The organism is Mesorhizobium ciceri WSM4083 (assembly GCF_000519305.1).
Classification (GTDB): Bacteria; Pseudomonadota; Alphaproteobacteria; order Rhizobiales; family Rhizobiaceae; genus Mesorhizobium; species Mesorhizobium ciceri_B.
The window spans coordinates 1-18,157 of sequence record NZ_JAFG01000003.1 but is presented as its reverse complement, the minus strand read 5'-3'; the positions used below and the strand labels follow the sequence as shown (position 1 = coordinate 18,157).

Genomic DNA, 18,157 nt, shown 5'->3' with positions numbered 1-18,157 from the left:
TCTGCCGTCTGGTCGCTCGGCTTTTTGCCAATGTCGCAAACAGGCTTCAATCGTGCTGCCGCTCCGCCCTATAGTCCGCCCGCTTTATCACTTTGGAGTCGCGGGCAATGGCAGAGTTTCCGAAAAAGGCGAAGGTCGTCATCGTCGGCCTGGGCGGTATTGTCGGCGCATCGATCGCCCATCATCTGATCGAACGCGGCTGGGACGACATTGTCGGCATCGACAAATCAGGCATCCCGACCGATATCGGCTCGACCGCGCATGCCTCCGATTTCTGCTACACGACCAGCCACGATTTCCTGTCGTGCTGGACGACGCTCTACTCCATCGATTTCTACGAGAAGATGGGTCATTACGCGCGTATCGGCGGCCTCGAGGTCGCGCGCGTCGGCGATGACAGCCGCATGGAAGAGATCAAGCGCAAGATCGCCTCGGCCAAGGCGTTTGGCACGCGCGCCCGCCTGATCGAGCCGGCCGAGATCAAGGAAAAATTTCCGCTCATCGAAGAAGCGATTGTGCAGGGTGGCCTTTGGGATCCCGATGCCGGTCTGGTCATCCCGCGCTCGCAGACTGTCGCCGGCAAGCTGGTCGACCAGGCGGAAGCCTCGGGCAAGCTCAAATCCTTCGCCAACACATCGGCCAGGTCGCTTGTCGTCAAGGACGGCCGCATATCAGGCGTTGTGACGGACCGCGGCACCATCGAGGCCGACTATGTCGTCGTCTGCGCCGGCATATGGGGCCGGCTGATCGCGGAGATGGTGGGCGAGGACCTGCCGGTCATGCCGATCGACCATCCGCTGACCTTTTTCGGCCCCTACAACGAGTTCGCCGGCACCGGCAAGGAGATCGGCTGGCCGCTGCTGCGCGACCAGGGCAATTCGGCCTATATGCGCGACACCGGTGATCCCAAGACCGCCGAGGGCGGGCAGATCGAATGGGGTTACTACGAAGAGACCAATCCGCGCCTTTGCCATCCGCGCGACCTCCTGGAGAAGGATCAGGCGCGGCTTTCACCCTCGCAGCGCGACCTCGAGATGGAACAAATCCTGGCGCCGCTCGAACGCGCCATGGAACTGACGCCGATCCTGGGCGAACTCGGCTATAACGAGAGCCATTCCTTCAATGGGCTTCTTCAGGTGACGGCCGATGGCGGCCCGTCCATGGGCGAAAGCCAGAAGGTGCGGGGCCTGTGGTATGCGGTCGCCATCTGGGTCAAGGATGGTCCCGGCATGGGCAAGCTCATCGCCGACTGGATGACCGACGGCCGCACGGAAATCGACCATCACGCTATCGACTATGCGCGCTTCTATCCGCACCAGACCAAGGAGCAGTTCATCTGGGATCGCTGCACCGAGACGGCGATGAAGGTCTACAATCCGGCGGTGCATCCGCGCGAGCCGTTCTCCAAGGCCCGCAACATCAGGCGCTCGCCGTTCTGGGAACGCGAGAAGGAACTCGGCGGTTATTTCATGGAACTCGGCGGCTGGGAGCGCGCCCACGGCTATGCCGCCAACGAGCATCTCTTGGAAAAATACGGCAACCGCGTGCCGGTGCGTGAGAACGAATGGGACAACCGCCATTTCTGGCGCGTCTCCAATGCCGAGCACCTCGCCATGAGCGAGGATTGCGGCATCGTCAACCTGTCGCACTTCGCCATGTACGACATCGAAGGTCCCGACCATGTCGCGCTGCTGGAATGGCTGTGCGCGGCCAAGATCGGCGGCGACAACAACATCGGCAAGGGCATCTACACCCACTTCCTCGACGAGGAAGGCATGGTGCGCGCCGACTTTACCGTCATCCGCATGGCCGACCGCTGTCGTTTGATCGACGGCGCGGATGCTGGCCCGCGCGACTTCCAGTACATGCGCCGCACGGCGCAGGACAAAGGTTTCGACGTCACCATCACCGACGTGACCGAGAAGTATGTGACCATCGGCATCTGGGGGCCGAACGCCCGGGCGACCTTGCAGAAGGTGGTCGAAAATCCGGACGGGCTCTCTGTTGAGAACTTCCCGTTCGCGGCGATCAAGCCTGTCAGGATCGGTGGCAAGGACGTCACCGCTTTCCGCATCTCCTATGTCGGTGAGCAGGGCTGGGAGCTGCACATGCGCTACGAGGACGGCCTGGCCGTCTGGGACGCCTTGCGCTCGACCGGCGTGATGCCTTTCGGTGTCGAGACCTACGCCAACACCCGCCGCATGGAAAAGAGCCTGCGCCTGCAGAACGCCGACCTTCTGACCGAGTACAATCTGCTCGAAGCGGATCTCGCTCGCCCCAAGGTCAAGGAGAACGATTTCTGCGGCAAGGCCAGGCATGTCGAATACCGCGCCCGCGAGCACCAACCGGCCATACTGTGCACGCTGGTGATGACCGAGAATGTCGATGCGAAGGGCGTGGCCCGTTATCCGGTCGGCACGATGCCGGTGATGGATCCGAAGACTGGCGAGACGCTGGTCGACGATCTCGGCAGGCGGTCCTTTACCACCTCGATGGCCTATGGCCCGACCATCGGTAAGAATATCGGTCTTGCCTATCTGCCATGGGCGTACGCCCAGGAAGGCCGCAAGCTCACGATCGAGTACTTCGGCGAGACCTATCCCGTCGAAGTGGCTGCGGTCGGCTACAAGCCGCTCTACGACCCGGAGAATTTAAAGCCGCGCAGCTGATCACTGGCCGGCGCAAAGGGCATGAAGGCAAAAGCCTGGCCGTCGGCCGGGCTTTTCTCTTTTTAAGCCCGCGGTTTTCGCTTACCCTTGCGGAATGTCTGCTTTTGCCCGCGCAAGACATTTCCTCTCAGGCTGCGCCGCGTTCGCGCTGACGCTTTGGTTGGCGCCGGCGTCCCTTGCTGACGAGCCCGTCGATGTCGAGTTGGTGCTGGCCGTCGATGTCTCGCTGTCGATGTCTCCGGACGAACTCGAGATCCAGCGTCACGGCTACGCAGCGGCACTGACACACGACAATGTGCTGCAGGCCATTGCCGATGGCGCTTATGGCAAGATCGCCGTCACCTATGTCGAATGGGCCGGCACCAGCTGGCAGCGCGTCATCGTGCCGTGGACGGTGATCGCCAGCCGCACCGACGCCGAGCGCGTGGTTGCGCAATTGTCGGCGCAGCCGCCCAACAGCGCGCGGCGTACCTCGATCTCCGGAGCGCTGGAGTTCGGCAACGACCTGTTTGCCGAAAGCGGCTACCGGGGCACGAAGCGGGTCATCGACATTTCGGGCGACGGCCCCAACAACCAGGGCGCGCCGGTCAACCTGACCCGCGACGGGCTGATCAAGCAAGGCATCGTCATCAACGGCCTGCCGCTGATGACGCGAGGCGGCTTCACCGGTGCCTACGACGTCAGCAATCTCGATCGCTACTACAGCGACTGCGTCATTGGCGGTCCCGGAGCCTTCATGATCCCGGTCAATGACTGGACGCAGTTTCCCGAAGCCATCCGTCGCAAACTGGTGCTGGAACTCGCCGGTCCGGCCTCGCCGCAATGGGCGGCGGAAGAAGCCGCGCATCCGCCGGTGATATTGGCGCAGGAGAGGTCCACCACCGACTGTCTGGTCGGCGAGAAAATGTGGCGAAACCGCAGCTGGATGTTCGACAGCCGCTAAAGCTCTTCCCATTGAGCGTGATCTTTGGCCAAACCGCCTCCCATTCTTGCCCCGCTGCCTACCTGTTCGGGCTTACGCTCCAGGCTTGCCTCCGCTACCGAAGCAGTGGCAAACTGGGCAGGCCGCGTGACCCAGCCAGGAGCGCGGCCGAACCGAGGAAAAACCGATGAGACGTCTTGCCATTCTGACCGCAGTCGCGTCCGTGCTGTATGCCGACGTCGCCAGCGCCCAATACAACCAGGCTGCCTGCATCATGTTCGAGAACGGGAATTTTCGCGGGCGGTCCATCGGCATGGGTGCCGAGGACTCCGTGAATTTTCGTGGCGGCCAGTTCTGGAATGACCGTGTGTCGTCGGTGATCGTTCGCCGCGGCTGCACGCTCGTGGCCTATGAGGATTCTCGGATGGGCGGCCGCTCGATCGAGATCACGCGCAGGATCCGCAATTTGGGCGGCAGTGACTGGAACGACCGTATCTCCTCGGCGGAATGCACCTGCGACGGCTACTGAGGTTCAGGTGCGGCGCAGACCGGTTACGTGTGCCTCAAAGGTTCCGTAAATCCTTTACAAGCACATAGAGGTGTAGCGGGTCGGTTGGGGATTGAATGAAACCATAACGCTCGTAAAAGGCGCGGGCGTTGTGATCCTTGGCATGTACGGTCACCGCGCGGATGCCTGCAATGTCAGCCGCCTGCAGGCTGCGCAGGATGGCATCGCGCAGCATTCCGCCGCCAACGCCTTTGCCCTGCCAGTTCAGGCTGACCGCGAGACGCGCCAGCAGCATTATCGGAACCGGATGGCGCGCAAGGCCTTTCGTCAACCGCTCGGGCGCACCATCATAGGCGACTTCACCAACCACGAGCGTATAGAAGCCGATCACATCTTCGCCGGAGAGACCAATATAGGTTTGCGAGCCATTTGCTTGCTGGTTTTGAAGCGCGTACCTGGCGAGAAACCTATTGAGCGGCTGCTCGCCGCAATCGAACACATCCACCAGATGCGTGCGAGCCAGTTTCTCGATACGAAACCGGCTCACGCTGGATCGCGGCCGGAAAAGATGCTCGGTTCACTCAGCAGGCGCTTCAGGCGCGGAAGATCTCGCGTGGGGGCATCCAGCGCCGCCATGAACGCAGCCCATTTTTCTGCGTCGAGGGAGAAGCTGTGTCGGTCCGCCAATGTTTCCTCGGCGCGCCCAAGTGCACTTTCAAGGACAAAATCACTCAGCGAACGGCGCTCAACGGCGGCTGCGGTCGCGAGCGTCCGCTTTGCCTCGACGGTAAGACGCAAGTCCAGTTTTTCGGATCGAGTCGTTCTCGTGGTCATGTGACACCTTTCGACATAAGGATATCACATTTTGCCAGACAATGTCATGACAATTCTCTAAGGCGTATCGGATCACGCCGCCAGCAGCTGCTTGCGGTCGACGCGCTCCTGCTGCGGCGAGCGGGCGTAGAGTTCTCGGTAGCATTTGGAGAAATGCGAGGCCGAGACGAAGCCGCAGGCGACCGCCACCTCGACCACCGGCATCGATGACTGGATCAGCAGATGACGGGCGCGGTCGAGCCGGATTTCGAGATAGTAGCGGGCGGGGGAGCGCCCCATCTCGGTGCGGAACAGCCGCTCGATCTGACGACGCGACAGGTCGACATGGTCGGCGATCTCGATCAGCGACAGCGGCTCTGACAGATTGCCCTCCATCAGTTCGATGATGGTCAGCACTTTCGAGTTCTGGACGCCGAGGCGGGCGCGCAGCGGCAGGCGCTGGCGGTCGGTGGGGCTGCGCACGCGGTCGGTCAGCACCTGCTCGCAGACGCGGTTGACGAGGTTCTCGTCAAAGTCGTCGCCGATCAGCTTCAGCATCATGTCGAGTGCGGCGGTGCCGCCGGCGCAGGTGTAGATGTTCTGGTCGATCTCGAAGAGGTCGGCAAAGACATTGGCCTTCGGGAACGCCTCGGAAAAGCCCGGCAGGTTCTCCCAGTGGATGGCGCAACGCTTGTTGGACAACAGGCCGGCGGCGGCGAGGATATGCGCGCCGGTGCACAGGCCGCCGACGGCGACGCCGCGATTGTATTCCTCGCGTAGCCAGGCGAAGGCGGACTTGTTCTGATAACGCTCGACATTGATGCCGCTGCAGACGATGGCCATGTTCGGTCGGTCGGGGCCTGCCATCTTCTTGCGCTCATCCTCGAGCGACGTGTTGACCGCGCATTCGACCCCGTTCGAGGCGCGCACCGGCTTGCCGTCGATGCTGGCGAGGCGCCAGCGATAGGCCTCATAGCCGAGCATGCGATTGGCCGAGCGCAGCGGGTCGAGCGCGGTCGCAAAAGCGATCATGGTGAAATCGGGAATAAGAAAGAATACAAACGATCGCTTGATCGGATGCTTTACGGCGTTCAAGGGAACCTCACACAGCCATGACGCGAACAGGATGTCGCGAATAGCATAGCGACATCAGGAAAAACCATGTCTGTCAATCGGCTACGCCGCTACGACAAGATTAAATTTGCGACATGGGTCGCAAATGGGCAATCGGCGTGCAGCGCGCCCTGGAAGTGGCACCAACTGTTCAAGGGACGAGTAACGTACGGCTGCGCGCAGAACAAAAACGCCGCCTTGGCTGGAGCCCGGCGGCGTTACAGTTTTAAAGCAGCGGCAGGGATGCGCTGCCGCCTAAAATCTTCAGGCGACGAAGCCGAGGCGCGCCGCATTCATGGCGCCGGTCTGGCCGGGCATGGTGTTGGCAAGACGCTGACGCTCAAGAGCGGTGGTCAGGTTCATTTCGCGGCGGGCAAAGAGGCGTGCAAAAAGCTTCATAATCATCTCCATTTGTTGCTCAGACGGGTCGCCTTCGCTTGATGGAGTGGGGCAGCTCGTTTGCTGACGCTGATATAGGCTTGTGTAAGCAGAAACTAAATCGCAAAAGCGAAGCGCTTGATATGAAATGCGACATCGAGTGCGACAGATTTGGGCAAGGTGCCCAAAATTTACGATTATTTACAAGGCATTAATTGGAATCAGGAGCTGCTATGCGGCTTTCTCATATGCGTCATGCGCCGGCGACATGGCTCCAAAAACTCATTTGAATACAAATGAAACAGAGAAGGCCTGCCGAGCGGGCTGCGCGGCAGGCCTTCAGCACATGGTACACACGATCTACTTTGCTCCAGCCCAGGATCCGATGCCATTGCGGGTACCGGTCTTGGTGTCGGAAGCCTCTGGCCAGCCGATATCCTTCTGCAGTTCGATCGGCAGGGAGCGGATGGCGCGTTCGGTCTGGTAGCGGGCGCGGGCCGCGCTGAATTCGGTCGCGATGCGACCAAGGGACGACAGGATAGACATTTCATTCTCCTTTGGTGGCTGGCTGGTGCCAGACCGCGAGTTGGTTACGTCGGGTTTGTTTCAACTTCATTTCGTGTCGAATGCAGGTCTGTGCCGAGGTCGTTTCATGGCTGCTTGTGGCAGCAGCCTGCTTCGATGGAGTTGACTATCCTCCCAATCTGATGTTCAATCAAACGAAATGGAATGATGATTTGTATCAGAAAAATTGAAGGTCGGTTGCCATGAACGCCCCGCTCAATCATCCGCTGCCGCTGCTCGATCTCGATGTTTTGCGCACTTTCGTGGCGATTGCCGAGACTGGCAGCTTCACCACCGCCGCCAATGCCGTGTTCCGCACGCCGTCAGCCGTTTCCATGCAGATCAAGAAGCTCGAGGACATTCTCGGCCGCTCGGTGTTCGCGCGCGACGCTCGCTCAGTGTCGCTGACGACGGATGGCGAGATGCTGCTCGGCTATGCCCGCCGGCTGCTGTCCATCAACCGCGAGGTGGTGTCGAAGTTCATCATTCCCGAGATTGTCGGTGTGGTGCGGCTTGGCTCGCCGGACGATTACGGTGAGCGCGTGCTGCCGCATGTGCTGAAGCGTTTCGCGCAGTCGCATCCGTCGATCGCCGTCGACGTCACCATAGACCAGAGCAGCAATCTGCGCCGGCGCATGGACGACCGGGCGCTCGACATCACGCTGTTGACCAATTCCTACAAGACCAGCGCGCTCGGCGCCGAGGTGCTGCTGACCGAGCCGATCGTCTGGGCCGGTGCCAAGGGCGGCTGCGCGCATCTGCGCGAGCCCTTGCCGGTATCGCTATGGGAAGAGGGTTGCGCCTGGCGGGCCGGAGCGCTCGATGCGCTTGGCCGCGAGGGCCGGAACTACCGCATCGCCTATATGAGCGCGCACACGGCCGGCCAGCGCGCCGCGATCATGTCCGATCTCGCCGTGGCGCCGCTGCCGAAGTCGTTCCTCGGCAACGACATGGTCGAGCTCTGCCCGAAGGACGGCATGCCCGATATCGGCACCTACAATCTGGCGATGGTGGTGGCGCCGGATGCCAGCGCGCCGGTCAAGGCGGTCGCCGACCACATCCGCGCGACCTTCGAAGTGTTCCGGGAAACCGGCAAGTTCTGAGCGGCTGGTAAGGACGATAGTATAGAGCTACTCCGCCGCTTCGGCGGGGCGCTCTTCAGGCCTTATTCTCGTATCTTGCACGATCCGGCTCTCTCCCAGAAACGCGACGATGCGCTCGCGGGCGCGTCGGGCTTCCGGCATGTCGATCAGCGGCCAGACGTGGAACATGCCTTCCTCATAGACAAGATCGATTTCAACGCCGGCTGCGCGGGCTTTTTCGGCGAAGATCAGATTGTCGGGAGTCAACAGATCACGCGAGCCGGTCAAAAGCAGTGTTCTTGGCAGCACTGACAGATCTCCATAGACCGGGCTGATATGCCAGTCGCTGGGATCGATGCCGGCACTGTACAGACGAATTGCCTCTCGTCCGCCAGCTATGCCCAGCCAAGGGTCGTTGCGTTCCGCCTCGAACACTGCGGGATTGGTGAGCGACACGTCGAGGCCCGGCGAAATGAGCACATGCCGCGACGGCAGGGGCAGTCCTTCTTCGGCGGCCATCATGGTCAGCACCACGGCCATGTTGCCGCCGGCGGAATCACCCATGAACACAATGTCCTCAGCCTCTGTCTCGTCGAGCATCTGCCGGTACACGTCGCCAACCATGCCGAACATGGCGTGGAAATCGTGTTCGGGGGCGATTGGATAGATCGGGACAGTGATGCCGTAGCCCAGCCGATCCGCCATCTCGGCGATCAAGTGCCAATGATAGGGCGTGATCTCAAAGACATAGGCGCCGCCGTGCAAGTAGAGAATCCGCTTCTGCTCGCCGGTCCTTGGGGCGATTTCGTAGACCGGAAAGCCATCTACGGTGTGTGTCTGGATGTCGAGACGCTGGTGCAGCGAGGCAGGGGGTTGGTGGTTCTCCGTCCTGCGCGCGGCCGCGATCCAGCGCTGCAGATTTTCCGGACTGGCAAATGCCTGCTTACGGCTGTGCCGCAGAACAAAAGACACGACATGGCTTTTCAAACTTGGCATGCGGATACACGAACTTCGGCCAAAGCCGACTAAGAGAACCCCCTAAATCGAAAGATCGTGCCGTGGCTGAAAATGTCAAGATTCACGCCCGCGTCTACACGGCGGTGTGATCCGCGCCGCAGTGCTCAGCGACGCGGTAAAAGTGCGGCACGCAGCCGGTTGCTGGTCGTCGCTGGGTACATGCGATATCCCCGGCGCAGGCCGAGCAATTTGCATTTGTCGGCGAAGGTCATCAGCGCGCGGCGCTCCAGATGGTATTGATGAGTGCTGCCTTTTCGCTGGATCGCGGCGATACCGGCCAGCCGATGTCCTTCTGGATTTCGGGCGGCAGGCTGTTCAACAGGCGCCGCGCCTTGCTGCGGTCGTGAGCATTCTTGATGGCCGCGCCATAGCGGCCGAGGCTTTCGAGCATCGACATCGTCGTCTCCTCTGGAGCGTTGCGGCGGCTGAAAGATATTTCCTGCCTGCCGTTCGATGCCGGTTGAATGCGCCTGCCATGTATCTGGCGAATTTCACGAAAACAGCGCTTTGGTTTCCGGATCAAGCGATCCGGAAACATTTGCATGCAAATGAGTTTGGAAAGGCGGTGGCCTGGGCGCGGCCCGCTTACTCCCGTCCGCGCCTGGCGGCGTGGCCTTCGCGCGAACGCCGGCGCGGGGTGGCGTCGCCGGCAAGGCCGTCCTCGCTGACCGTCTTGCGCGGCGGCAGTTTCACCGCCGCCGACAGTTTCGGGAACGGATCGACCTTGTTGGGCAGCGCCATGGCGTAGACGAAATGCTCCTGGAATTTCGGTTCCAGCGCCGTCTCGATCTTCTCGATCTTGCTGACCGTGTCCTCGATCTCGCGGCGGTAGCCGCGATTGAGCAGCGCCATGCGCGCGCCGGCACCGGCAGCGTTGCCGACTGCCGAAACCTTGTCGAGATCGCAATCCGGGATCAGACCCAGCACCATGGCGTATTTCGGATCAATGAAGGAGCCGAAGGCGCCGGCGAAATGGATGCGGTCGACATGCTCGGTGTTCTGCTTTTCCATCAACAGCTTGGTGCCGGCATAAAGCGCTGCCTTGGCAAGCTGGATGGCGCGCACGTCGGTCTGGGTGATGGTGATCTTCGGCCCATCTTCCGTCAATGCGGCGGAGCCTTCCTTCAGCACATAGGAGAAGGTGCGGCCGTTGGCGGTGACGCGCGGGGAGCGGGCCGAAAGTCCGCCGTCGATGACGCCGTCCTCGGAAATGATGCCGGCGAGATACATCTCCGCCACCACTTCGATGATGCCGGAGCCGCATATGCCGGTGACGCCGGTCGCCTGCACGCTCTCCAGGAAGCCCGGCTCGTCGGACCACAGCTCAGAGCCGATGACGCGGTATTTTGGTTCAAGCGTATCGGGATCGATGCGCACGCGCTCGATGGCGCCCGGTGCTGCGCGCTGGCCGCCTGAGATTTCGGCACCCTCGAAGGCAGGGCCGGTGGGCGAAGAAGCGGCCACGACCCGCGCACGATTGCCGAGCACGATCTCGGCATTGGTGCCGACATCGACGATGAGCATCATCTCGTCCTGGCGATGCGGGCCTTCCGACAGCGTGACGGCCGCCGCGTCCGCTCCGACATGGCCGGCGATGCAAGGCAGCATGTAGAGCCTGGCGCCCTGGTTGAGCTTCAGGCCGATGTCGGATGCCTTGATATGCACCGCACCTGAGACAGCCAGCGCAAAGGGCGCGCCGCCAAGCTCGGTCGGATCGATGCCGAGGAACAGATGATGCATGATCGGATTGCCGACGAAGACGCTGTCCAGGATGTCGTTGCGCTGGACGTTGCCTTCGGCGCAGACCTTGTCGACGAGACCCGAGATCGCCTCGCGCACGGCGACCGTCATGCCTTCGCGGCCATCGGGGTTCATCATCACATAGGAGACGCGGCTCATCAGGTCCTCGCCGAAGCGGATCTGCGGGTTCGAGGTGCCCGACGAGGCGGCGACGCGGCCCGACAGCAGCGACACCAGATGCATGGCAATGGTGGTCGAGCCGATGTCGCAAGCCAGCCCATAGGCTTCGTTCTTAAGGCCGGGCCACAGCGCCACGACGCGCGCGGTCTCTGAGTCGGCATCCTTGTAGATGGCGGCGGTCGCGGTCCAGTTGCCCTTGCGCAGGATGCCTTGCACCTGCGGCAGCAGATGAAAATCGAAATCGAGGCTTTTCAGGCCCCAATCGTGCATCAGCGCGATCTTCAGCCGGTCGAGGTCGCCAAGCGGCTTGTGCATGTCGGGTTCTTCGATCTCGACATAGCACATGCGGATCGCTGAATCGCGGGCGATGACCCTGGTGTCGGCATCCTTGCGGATTGTCTGCGCGTTGATGACCGTGTCCTGCGGCACGTCGATGACGAGGTCGCCGAGGATCTGCGCCGAGCAGGAGAGGCGGCGCCGTTCGGGCAGGCCGCGGACGCGCTCATAGCGCTCTTCCTTGGCGCCCTTGGGCGTGATGTGGTCGTTGGAGGAGGTGATCTTGTGCTTGGCGAAATTGCCTTCCTGCACTTCGATCTGGCAGCGTCCGCAGGTGGCGCGTCCGCCGCATACGCTTTCGACATAGACGCCAAGCTGGCGCGCGGCATCGAGCACCGGCGTTCCGACAGGAAACCGCCCGCGCTTGCCCGACGGCATGAACAGCACGAGCGGGTCGGTGATGTTTGCAGGTGAATTCACGATTGCGCGCTTATCCTCGGCCCATCCGGGCTTCACGGCCGCCACGGCGGCGACCTCCATTGCTAGCACCATCACCCGGCGCGTTGACCTGCGTCGGGGCGGCGATCGCCTGGCCGCCTTCGGCCGGCTTGTAGTCCTTGTAGGTGCGGATCCAGTTGGTGCAGTTCTCGTCGGTGCCGTTCAGCACATTGGCGCCGCGCACGGCTTCCATCTCCTGCGGACGCACCGGGTTCATGATGGCCGAGGTCATGCCGGCGCCGATCACCATCGGGATGAAGGCGGCGTTGATGCCGTGGCGGTGCGGCAGGCCGAAGGAGATGTTGGACAAGCCGCATGTGGTGTTGACCTTGAGCTCTTCGCGCAGGCGGCGCAGCAGCGCGAACACCTGGCGGCCGGCATCGCCCAGCGCGCCGATCGGCATCACCAGCGGATCGACGACGACGTCATGCGCCGGAATGCCGAAATCGGCGCAGCGCTGCACGATCTTCTTGGCGACGGCGAAGCGCACGTCCGGATCCATGGAAATGCCGGTCTCGTCGTTGGAGATGGCGACGACAGGCACGTTGTACTTCTTGACCAGCGGCAGGATGGCTTCGAGCTTTTCTTCCTCGCCGGTGACGGAGTTGACCAGCGGGCGGCCCTTGGCAACCTTGAGTGCGGCTTCGATCGCGGCGGTGACGGAACTGTCGATCGACAGCGGCAGGTCGACCAGCCCTTGCACGATCTCCAGCGTCTGCACCAGAAGGCCCGGTTCTGTCTCGTTCGGATTGACCGAGGTGACGCCGGCGTTGACGTCGAGCATGGTGGCGCCGCAGGCTGCCTGCTCCAATGCGTCCCTGATGACGGTCTCGAAATTGCCCGCGATCATCTCGGCGGCCAGCTTCTTGCGGCCGGTCGGGTTGATGCGTTCACCGATCACGCAGAACGGCTGGTCGAAGCCGATGATGATTTCTCGTGTCGCCGAGGCGACGATGGTACGGGTCATGAATTCTCTCCGCCGTGATATAAAGATTTCTTTATATCGTTGTCTGGTTTCGTTCAAGCGAATGGGTGGCCGTCCGCGCTGTCAATGCGCGGTCTTCACCATGTCCACCTGCGTTTCGGTAATGTCGTCGTGCAAGATGCTGTCGAGCCGGTCGGCGACAAGCTGATCGTCGCGGCGGATCTCACGTTTCCATGGCTGGCGGCCCTTCAGCACGCCCGATTCATCGACGATCTCGGCGACATATTCCTCCTGCCGGTAGGCCATCACATGGACGCCGGAAACGCCTGATACTTCCTTCACCTCGTTGATGATGTCGATGCAGAGCTGCTTGCCTTCCTTTTTCTGGTCCTGGGCGCCTTCCAGCCGCTTGATGACAGAATCGGGAATATGGATGCCCGGCACGTTGGAGCGGATCCACTTGGCCGTCTTGGCCGAGGCGAGCGGGCCGACGCCAACCAAGATGAAGCATTTTTCGGTGTAGCCGAGGTCGCGCACCTTCTGCATGTAGGTGCGGAACATCGGCACGTCGAAGCAATACTGGCTCTGTACGAATTGCGCGCCGGAGGCGATCTTCTTGCCCAGCCGGTGCGGACGGAAGTCGATCGGCGGCGCGAACGGATTGATCGCAGCTCCGAGGAAAAGCTGCGGCGGCGTCGTCAGCTTGCGGCCGGACAGGAACTTGCCATTGTCGCGCATGATGCGGCAGGTTTCCAGGAGCGACATGCAGTCGAGGTCGAACACCGGCTTGGCCCCGGGCTGGTCGCCGGCCTGCACGCCGTCGCCGGTGAGGCACAGCATGTTGGCGACGCCCATCGCGGCACCACCCAGCACGTCGCCCTGGATGGCGATGCGGTTCTTGTCGCGGCAGGCGATCTGCATGATCGGCGCATAGCCCATGCGGGTCAAAAGCGCACAAATCCCGACCGAGGACATGTGGCAATTGGCGCCCGAAGCGTCGACGGCGTTGATGGCGTCGACCCAGCCGTCGAAAATCTTCGCGCGGTTGTAGACGTCCTCGGGATCGGCGCTGTCGGGTGGGTTGAGCTCCGTCGTCACCGCGAACTCGCCGCGCCGAAGCACGCGCTCCAGCCGGCCGCGCGAGGTGTGGCCGGGCAGGGGTTCGAGCGGCAGATCGATGCCGGCGGGGTTCTCGTCGCGCTGACGTCCGATCATGCCGACGCCCCGGTGTTTGCCGCCCCATTCTTGGCGGCAGCGGCGGCTTCGCGCGCGGTGGCCGCCTGCGCGGTCACCCGCAGCCAGGCCGAGGTTTCGCGCAGCGACTGGTCGACCGGCTTCTGCACGGTCAGGATCCTGTCGCTGTGCACCATGTTCTGCGAGCCTTCCCAGGCCTTGACCCAGACGCAAGGCATATCGGGCTCGACCTCGCAATTGCCGTTGGCGCGCACGCCGCCGCAGGGGCCGTTGCGCAGCTGCTTGGGGCAGTTCATCGGGCACGACATGCCGGTCGAGGACAAGATGCACTGGCCGCACATGCGGCAGTCGAACATGAAACCCTTGACGCGCTTCTCGACGAATTTGATCGGCCCTTCGACGCGGCCGTAGCCTATGCCCTTCCACAAGGGATGGAGGAGCAGGAACATGTCGGCGAATTTGGCGTAGAACCATTCGAGTAATCGCGAGTGCCGCACAGACCATAATCTGACCGCGAAGGAACGCTGTACGCGCCGCTGCGGCGACACGTCGGCCGGCTTGTAGTCGGATTTCGGCGCCGCCTTCTTGACCAGAGTTGCCTGGGTAACAGCCGGCCCCTCCTTGGCAGGAATGGTTTCAGACATTTTCTTTGCCGCCCGCCTTGACCAGCGCGACCAGCCGCTCACGGTCGTATTTTGTATCGATGTCGTTGAATGCCTTCTCGACTTCGGCTTCGAGGTCGTCGCCGACCGGAATGGGATCGGCTTTGCGCCATTCGGCCAGATAGTCGTCTGTGCCGCCGGCGCCGGTGCGCATGGCGCACATGTCGATCGCCTCGGTGAAGCGCAGCGGCAGTTCGCGCTTGGCGTTCTGCCGGCCCTTCTTGACGATGATCTGGGCGGGGATATCGCGCCAGTAGACGACGATCAGATCGGCCATGAATTCTCACTCCTCGAACTATCGAGCATTGCCGCAAGCGCAGTGGGGCCGCTTGTTATGGGACGACGCGCGCGCATTCAAAAGCGACGCATTTCGATGTCGTAAAATGAAAGGTGGGTTTATTCGTTTGCGGCGTGTGCCAGCGCCCGGTTCGACGCGTCGGAAACGCCGGCGCGCAGCATGCCGCCCGGGACGAAAAACGCGCTACCAGATGCCGGTTCTGAGGCCCGTCCAGAGGTAGAACCAGATCGTCGGGTGATACCACAGTTTCGAAGGCAGGCCGGGATCGATCGTCGTGAGTTTTCCAGCCAGAGCATCGCTGACCGCCTCGACGCAGATGTCGCGCGAGAACGCCGTCTGGCGTAGCGCGTGACTTGAGATGGTGTCGCCTTTTTTCGATCTGCCGCGCGCCTGCTTCAGCACGCCACCAGTGTCGACGCCAGCGTCGACGAGGTGGACAGTCGTGCCGAAATTCTGCGCATCGCCCGATACCAGGGCCCAATAGCCGCCATTCATGCCCCGATATTTGGGCGTGATGCCCGCATGGTAGTTGAGCACCGGGCAGGGCATTTTGCTCAGCATCTCAGCCGAGATTAGTCGGCAACCGTTGAGCAGTACAACGCCTGGCCGGATCTTCTGGATCGCCTGCAGGCACTCAAGCCCATTGGCGGAGGCTACTTGTATGATCTCCTGGCCTGGTCGCGGCTCAACCTCCAGCTTCTCCTCGGCAATCAAGCGCGCGCTGTGGCCGGCCAGGAATCGCTTGCCCAACCTGCTCAGCACCATCGTGCCAAGCTGGCCCATGGCGGAGATCCAGCCCTGGCGGCGAGCCCGGCCACGCAGCAATTGCTTTTTGGATTCAGGGGTTTCGAGGATGACGCTGACAGGACCAACGCGATCGGCGATTGCATTGATCATAGCCCAGACATGCTGGCCGCCGCCGGTGACGACCACGATCGGACGCGTACTGGATTCTGATGCTGCCATGGATCTTGCCCCCTCCAAGCAACCCGTTCTCGACAATGGCTGGGATGCTAGGGCGTCCGGGTTAATCCTTGGTGATCAGCATCTTCGATGCCCGGTCAGCGCTTGAATTCGATGATATCGAGCTTCGATTCGTAGTAGGGCGCCGGAAATTCGATGCGCCATTCCTTGGCGCTGTTGCGGAAGGCATAGCCGACCTGGTCGGTTTGCGGGCCGCTGCCATAGGGCTTTGCCGGATCATCGTTGACATAGAAGGAGCCGAGATAGATCGCGCGTTTCTCGCCGTCGTCGAAGAAGCGGCCCTTGGTGCGCTGCGAGCCGCTGATCTTTTCCAGCCGCCAGCCGGAACCGTCGTCGGTCACCGTGCACTTGAACCAGCCATAGATGACGAGCGGCAAAGACCCGCCGGCCTTGATGGTGCGGCACCGCCAACTGCCGGTCAGGTCCTTGTCGGAAAAGGCCACCAGCGGTCTTGCCAGCAAGGCGTCGAGTTGCTTGACCTCGGCCGCATCTCCAGCTTTCGCCTCGGCAAGCGCCGCCTTGCGCGTCTCGCCATAATTGTCGAGCCGCTTCTTGTCGGCCGGGGTGATGAGTTTCTGTATCTCGCCATCGGCATGAGCGGGCAGGGCGAAACAGAGGAGACCGAGTGCGGCTATCAAGAGGCGAGGGGTCATCGGTGCGTTTCCACGTTCGAATGGCCTGGAGGGCCTGTTGCCTTGTGGCGCACAACTTACCCGTTCTCGGTGGCCTGTCACCCAGGGTTAGAGCATAGCGGGGTCAAGAATTGCTTCAGGCGTGTGCAGCCGCCTGCGCCATTCCGGCCGTCAGGTCGCCATAGCCGGTTGCGCGGCGTTCATAGACGAGACCAAGCATTTTGGCGGCCTTTTCGGCGACCTTGTCGAGTTCCGGATCGTTGGTCTGGGCCAGATAGATCAGCTTCTCGTAGTTGCCGAAATAGTCCTTGATCAACTCCGGGTGCTTGTCGAGGCCCAGCGGTTTCATGAAGAAAGCGTCGAACTGCCGGCAGAGGAAGTCGGTCATATAGAACGACATCATGTCGTCGTCGGCGATTTTTGCGTAGGCATCCATGCCTTGATAGAAGGCAAAGCAGTGCGGGCCGACCATGCGCTCGACGCCATGCTTCTCGCAGACCCTGTCGAGCAGGCCGCCGGTGCCGCAATCGGCATAGCCGACGAAGATGTTGCTGTAGCCTTCGGCCTTGGCCTTTTCGATTGCCCTGTCCATGGCCGGGGCGATGCGGTCCGGATAGAAATGGAATTCCGCCGGCAGGCAGGTCAGGTCGAGGTGGTCCAGTCCGAGCTGTTCCTTGACGGCCAGAATTTCGCGCGCAATCATCCCACAGGCGATAACGAGCAGCCTGTCGTCTTGATTCGGTTTCGTTTTTTGCGTCTTGGCCATGGAACCCGTCGAGCCGGCCTTCGTTGCTGTAGCGCTAATTTATCTATTGAGGGAGACACCGTCCATGAAACTGCTACGCATCACGCCAATAGCCATCTTGACCTGCGCCCTGGCCCTCACAGCTTGTGCGAACACCGTCCGCGGCGTCGGCAAGGACGTCAAATCAACCGCCAATGCGGTCGAGGACACCGTCAACAACCCCTGATCCGCGCCCGTACTTCTTCATCTGGGAACAAAAAAGCCGCGCTGCAAGGCGCGGCTTCCTATTGTCCATTCTGAATTGGCCACTCAGGCCGAAGCGCGCACATTGTGCTTGCGCTTCATGTAGTCCTTGGCGGTCTCGACCGCCACTGCCGCGTCGCGGCAATAGGCATCGGCGCCGACGGCCTTGCCGAATTCCTCGTTCAGCGGCGCGCCGCCGACCAGCACGACGTAATCGTCGCGGATGCCCTTTTCCTTCATCGTATCGATGACGACCTTCATATAGGGCATGGTCGTGGTCAGCAGGGCCGACATGCCGATGATGTCGGGCTGGTGCTGTTCGATCGCATCGAGATATTTCTCGACCGCATTGTTGATGCCGAGGTCGATGACGTCGAAGCCGGCGCCCTCCATCATCATGCCGACGAGGTTCTTGCCGATGTCGTGGATGTCGCCCTTGACGGTGCCGATGACCATCTTGCCCTGCTTGGGCGCGCCGGTGGCGGCGAGCAGCGGGCGCAGGATGAACATGCCGGCCTTCATCGCGTTGGCCGANAGCAGCACTTCGGGAACGAACAGGATGCCGTCGCGGAAATCCTCGCCGACGATGCGCATGCCTTCGACCAGCGCTTCCGTCAGCACTTTATAGGGCACCCAGCCGCGCTCGAGCAGGATGTTGGTGCCTTCCTCGATCTCTTCCTTCAGCCCGTCATAGAGATCGTCGTGCATCTGCTG

Annotated in this window: 21 protein-coding genes; 6 read left to right on the top strand and 15 right to left on the bottom strand. The window is 61.8% G+C overall.

Features of this window, described 5'->3' with window-relative positions; all coding sequences use genetic code 11:
- The first annotated feature begins 107 nt into the window (after nt 1–107).
- From MESCI2_RS0100110 to MESCI2_RS0100100, 3 genes are all read left to right on the top strand, one after another.
- A complete protein-coding gene (locus MESCI2_RS0100110) occupies nt 108–2,669 on the top strand; it encodes a GcvT family protein (protein ID WP_027034753.1) in 2,562 nt (853 codons plus the stop codon).
- Nucleotides 2,670–2,763: 94 nt separating this feature from the next.
- The gene (locus MESCI2_RS0100105; protein WP_027034752.1) at nt 2,764–3,612 is read left to right on the top strand and encodes a DUF1194 domain-containing protein; all 849 of its coding nucleotides are present in this window, start codon (nt 2,764–2,766) and stop codon (nt 3,610–3,612) included.
- A 166-nt stretch (nt 3,613–3,778) separates the two neighbouring features.
- The gene (locus MESCI2_RS0100100; RefSeq protein ID WP_027034751.1) at nt 3,779–4,120 is read left to right on the top strand and encodes a peptidase inhibitor family I36 protein; all 342 of its coding nucleotides are present in this window, start codon (nt 3,779–3,781) and stop codon (nt 4,118–4,120) included.
- Nucleotides 4,121–4,154: 34 nt separating this feature from the next.
- Here the strand turns inward: MESCI2_RS0100100 and MESCI2_RS0100095 are convergent, their stop codons facing one another.
- From MESCI2_RS0100095 to MESCI2_RS0100085, 3 genes are all read right to left on the bottom strand, one after another.
- Nucleotides 4,155–4,646, bottom strand: a complete 492-nt coding sequence (locus MESCI2_RS0100095; RefSeq protein WP_027034750.1) for a GNAT family N-acetyltransferase — start codon at nt 4,644–4,646, stop codon at nt 4,155–4,157.
- The gene (locus tag MESCI2_RS0100090) at nt 4,643–4,933 is read right to left on the bottom strand and encodes a DUF1778 domain-containing protein (RefSeq protein WP_027034749.1); all 291 of its coding nucleotides are present in this window, start codon (nt 4,931–4,933) and stop codon (nt 4,643–4,645) included. The genes MESCI2_RS0100095 and MESCI2_RS0100090 overlap by 4 nt, the downstream gene beginning before the upstream one ends.
- Before the next feature lie 72 nt (nt 4,934–5,005).
- Nucleotides 5,006–5,944, bottom strand: a complete 939-nt coding sequence (locus MESCI2_RS0100085; RefSeq protein WP_348625597.1) for a GlxA family transcriptional regulator — start codon at nt 5,942–5,944, stop codon at nt 5,006–5,008.
- 129 nt (nt 5,945–6,073) lie between these two features.
- Here MESCI2_RS0100085 and MESCI2_RS1000000138380 point away from each other — a divergent pair, with 129 nt between their 5' ends.
- A complete protein-coding gene (locus MESCI2_RS1000000138380; RefSeq protein ID WP_197031498.1) occupies nt 6,074–6,466 on the top strand; it encodes a hypothetical protein in 393 nt (130 codons plus the stop codon).
- A gap of 297 nt (nt 6,467–6,763) precedes the next feature.
- Here the strand turns inward: MESCI2_RS1000000138380 and MESCI2_RS0100075 are convergent, their stop codons facing one another.
- Nucleotides 6,764–6,949: a hypothetical protein gene (locus tag MESCI2_RS0100075; RefSeq protein ID WP_013531162.1), complete on the bottom strand. Its 186-nt coding sequence runs from the start codon at nt 6,947–6,949 to the stop codon at nt 6,764–6,766.
- Nucleotides 6,950–7,170: 221 nt separating this feature from the next.
- On the opposite strand from MESCI2_RS0100075, the gene MESCI2_RS0100065 reads away from it, so the two are divergent.
- A complete protein-coding gene (locus tag MESCI2_RS0100065; RefSeq protein WP_013531163.1) occupies nt 7,171–8,070 on the top strand; it encodes a LysR substrate-binding domain-containing protein in 900 nt (299 codons plus the stop codon).
- 27 nt (nt 8,071–8,097) lie between these two features.
- Here MESCI2_RS0100065 and MESCI2_RS0100060 read toward each other — a convergent pair whose 3' ends face one another.
- From MESCI2_RS0100060 to MESCI2_RS0100015, 10 genes are all read right to left on the bottom strand, one after another.
- A complete protein-coding gene (locus MESCI2_RS0100060; protein WP_027034748.1) occupies nt 8,098–9,045 on the bottom strand; it encodes an alpha/beta hydrolase in 948 nt (315 codons plus the stop codon).
- Between the two features lie 232 nt (nt 9,046–9,277).
- The gene (locus tag MESCI2_RS0100055; protein ID WP_027034747.1) at nt 9,278–9,463 is read right to left on the bottom strand and encodes a hypothetical protein; all 186 of its coding nucleotides are present in this window, start codon (nt 9,461–9,463) and stop codon (nt 9,278–9,280) included.
- Nucleotides 9,464–9,651: 188 nt separating this feature from the next.
- Nucleotides 9,652–11,802, bottom strand: a complete 2,151-nt coding sequence (locus MESCI2_RS0100050; protein WP_032900275.1) for an ASKHA domain-containing protein — start codon at nt 11,800–11,802, stop codon at nt 9,652–9,654.
- On the bottom strand, nt 11,753–12,727 hold the full coding sequence (locus tag MESCI2_RS0100045; RefSeq protein WP_027034745.1) for a methyltetrahydrofolate cobalamin methyltransferase: 975 nt from the start codon (nt 12,725–12,727) through the stop codon (nt 11,753–11,755). The genes MESCI2_RS0100050 and MESCI2_RS0100045 overlap by 50 nt, the downstream gene beginning before the upstream one ends.
- Nucleotides 12,728–12,808: 81 nt before the next feature.
- Nucleotides 12,809–13,900: a methylenetetrahydrofolate reductase gene (locus MESCI2_RS0100040; protein WP_027034744.1), complete on the bottom strand. Its 1,092-nt coding sequence runs from the start codon at nt 13,898–13,900 to the stop codon at nt 12,809–12,811.
- A complete protein-coding gene (locus MESCI2_RS0100035; RefSeq protein ID WP_027034743.1) occupies nt 13,897–14,523 on the bottom strand; it encodes a methylenetetrahydrofolate reductase C-terminal domain-containing protein in 627 nt (208 codons plus the stop codon). The genes MESCI2_RS0100040 and MESCI2_RS0100035 overlap by 4 nt, the downstream gene beginning before the upstream one ends.
- Nucleotides 14,516–14,818, bottom strand: coding sequence for a virulence factor (locus MESCI2_RS0100030; RefSeq protein WP_027034742.1), 303 nt, complete (start codon nt 14,816–14,818; stop codon nt 14,516–14,518). Before MESCI2_RS0100030 ends, MESCI2_RS0100035 begins: the two co-directional genes overlap by 8 nt.
- 204 nt (nt 14,819–15,022) lie before the next feature.
- Nucleotides 15,023–15,805, bottom strand: coding sequence for a formyl transferase (locus MESCI2_RS0100025; protein WP_027034741.1), 783 nt, complete (start codon nt 15,803–15,805; stop codon nt 15,023–15,025).
- A 95-nt stretch (nt 15,806–15,900) separates the two neighbouring features.
- Complete coding sequence (locus tag MESCI2_RS0100020) at nt 15,901–16,476, bottom strand: DUF4893 domain-containing protein (protein ID WP_027034740.1); 576 nt, start codon at nt 16,474–16,476, stop codon at nt 15,901–15,903.
- 115 nt (nt 16,477–16,591) lie between these two features.
- On the bottom strand, nt 16,592–17,221 hold the full coding sequence (locus MESCI2_RS0100015; protein ID WP_027034739.1) for a DUF1638 domain-containing protein: 630 nt from the start codon (nt 17,219–17,221) through the stop codon (nt 16,592–16,594).
- Nucleotides 17,222–17,285: 64 nt separating this feature from the next.
- Between MESCI2_RS0100015 and MESCI2_RS01000000134015 the strand changes: the two genes are divergently transcribed.
- The gene (locus MESCI2_RS01000000134015; protein WP_023812312.1) at nt 17,286–17,426 is read left to right on the top strand and encodes an entericidin A/B family lipoprotein; all 141 of its coding nucleotides are present in this window, start codon (nt 17,286–17,288) and stop codon (nt 17,424–17,426) included.
- 83 nt (nt 17,427–17,509) lie between these two features.
- On the opposite strand, the gene MESCI2_RS0100005 is transcribed toward MESCI2_RS01000000134015, so the two are convergent.
- Nucleotides 17,510–18,157, bottom strand: a 648-nt coding sequence (locus MESCI2_RS0100005) for a corrinoid protein (RefSeq protein ID WP_027034738.1), incomplete at its 5' end; no start/stop codon positions are given.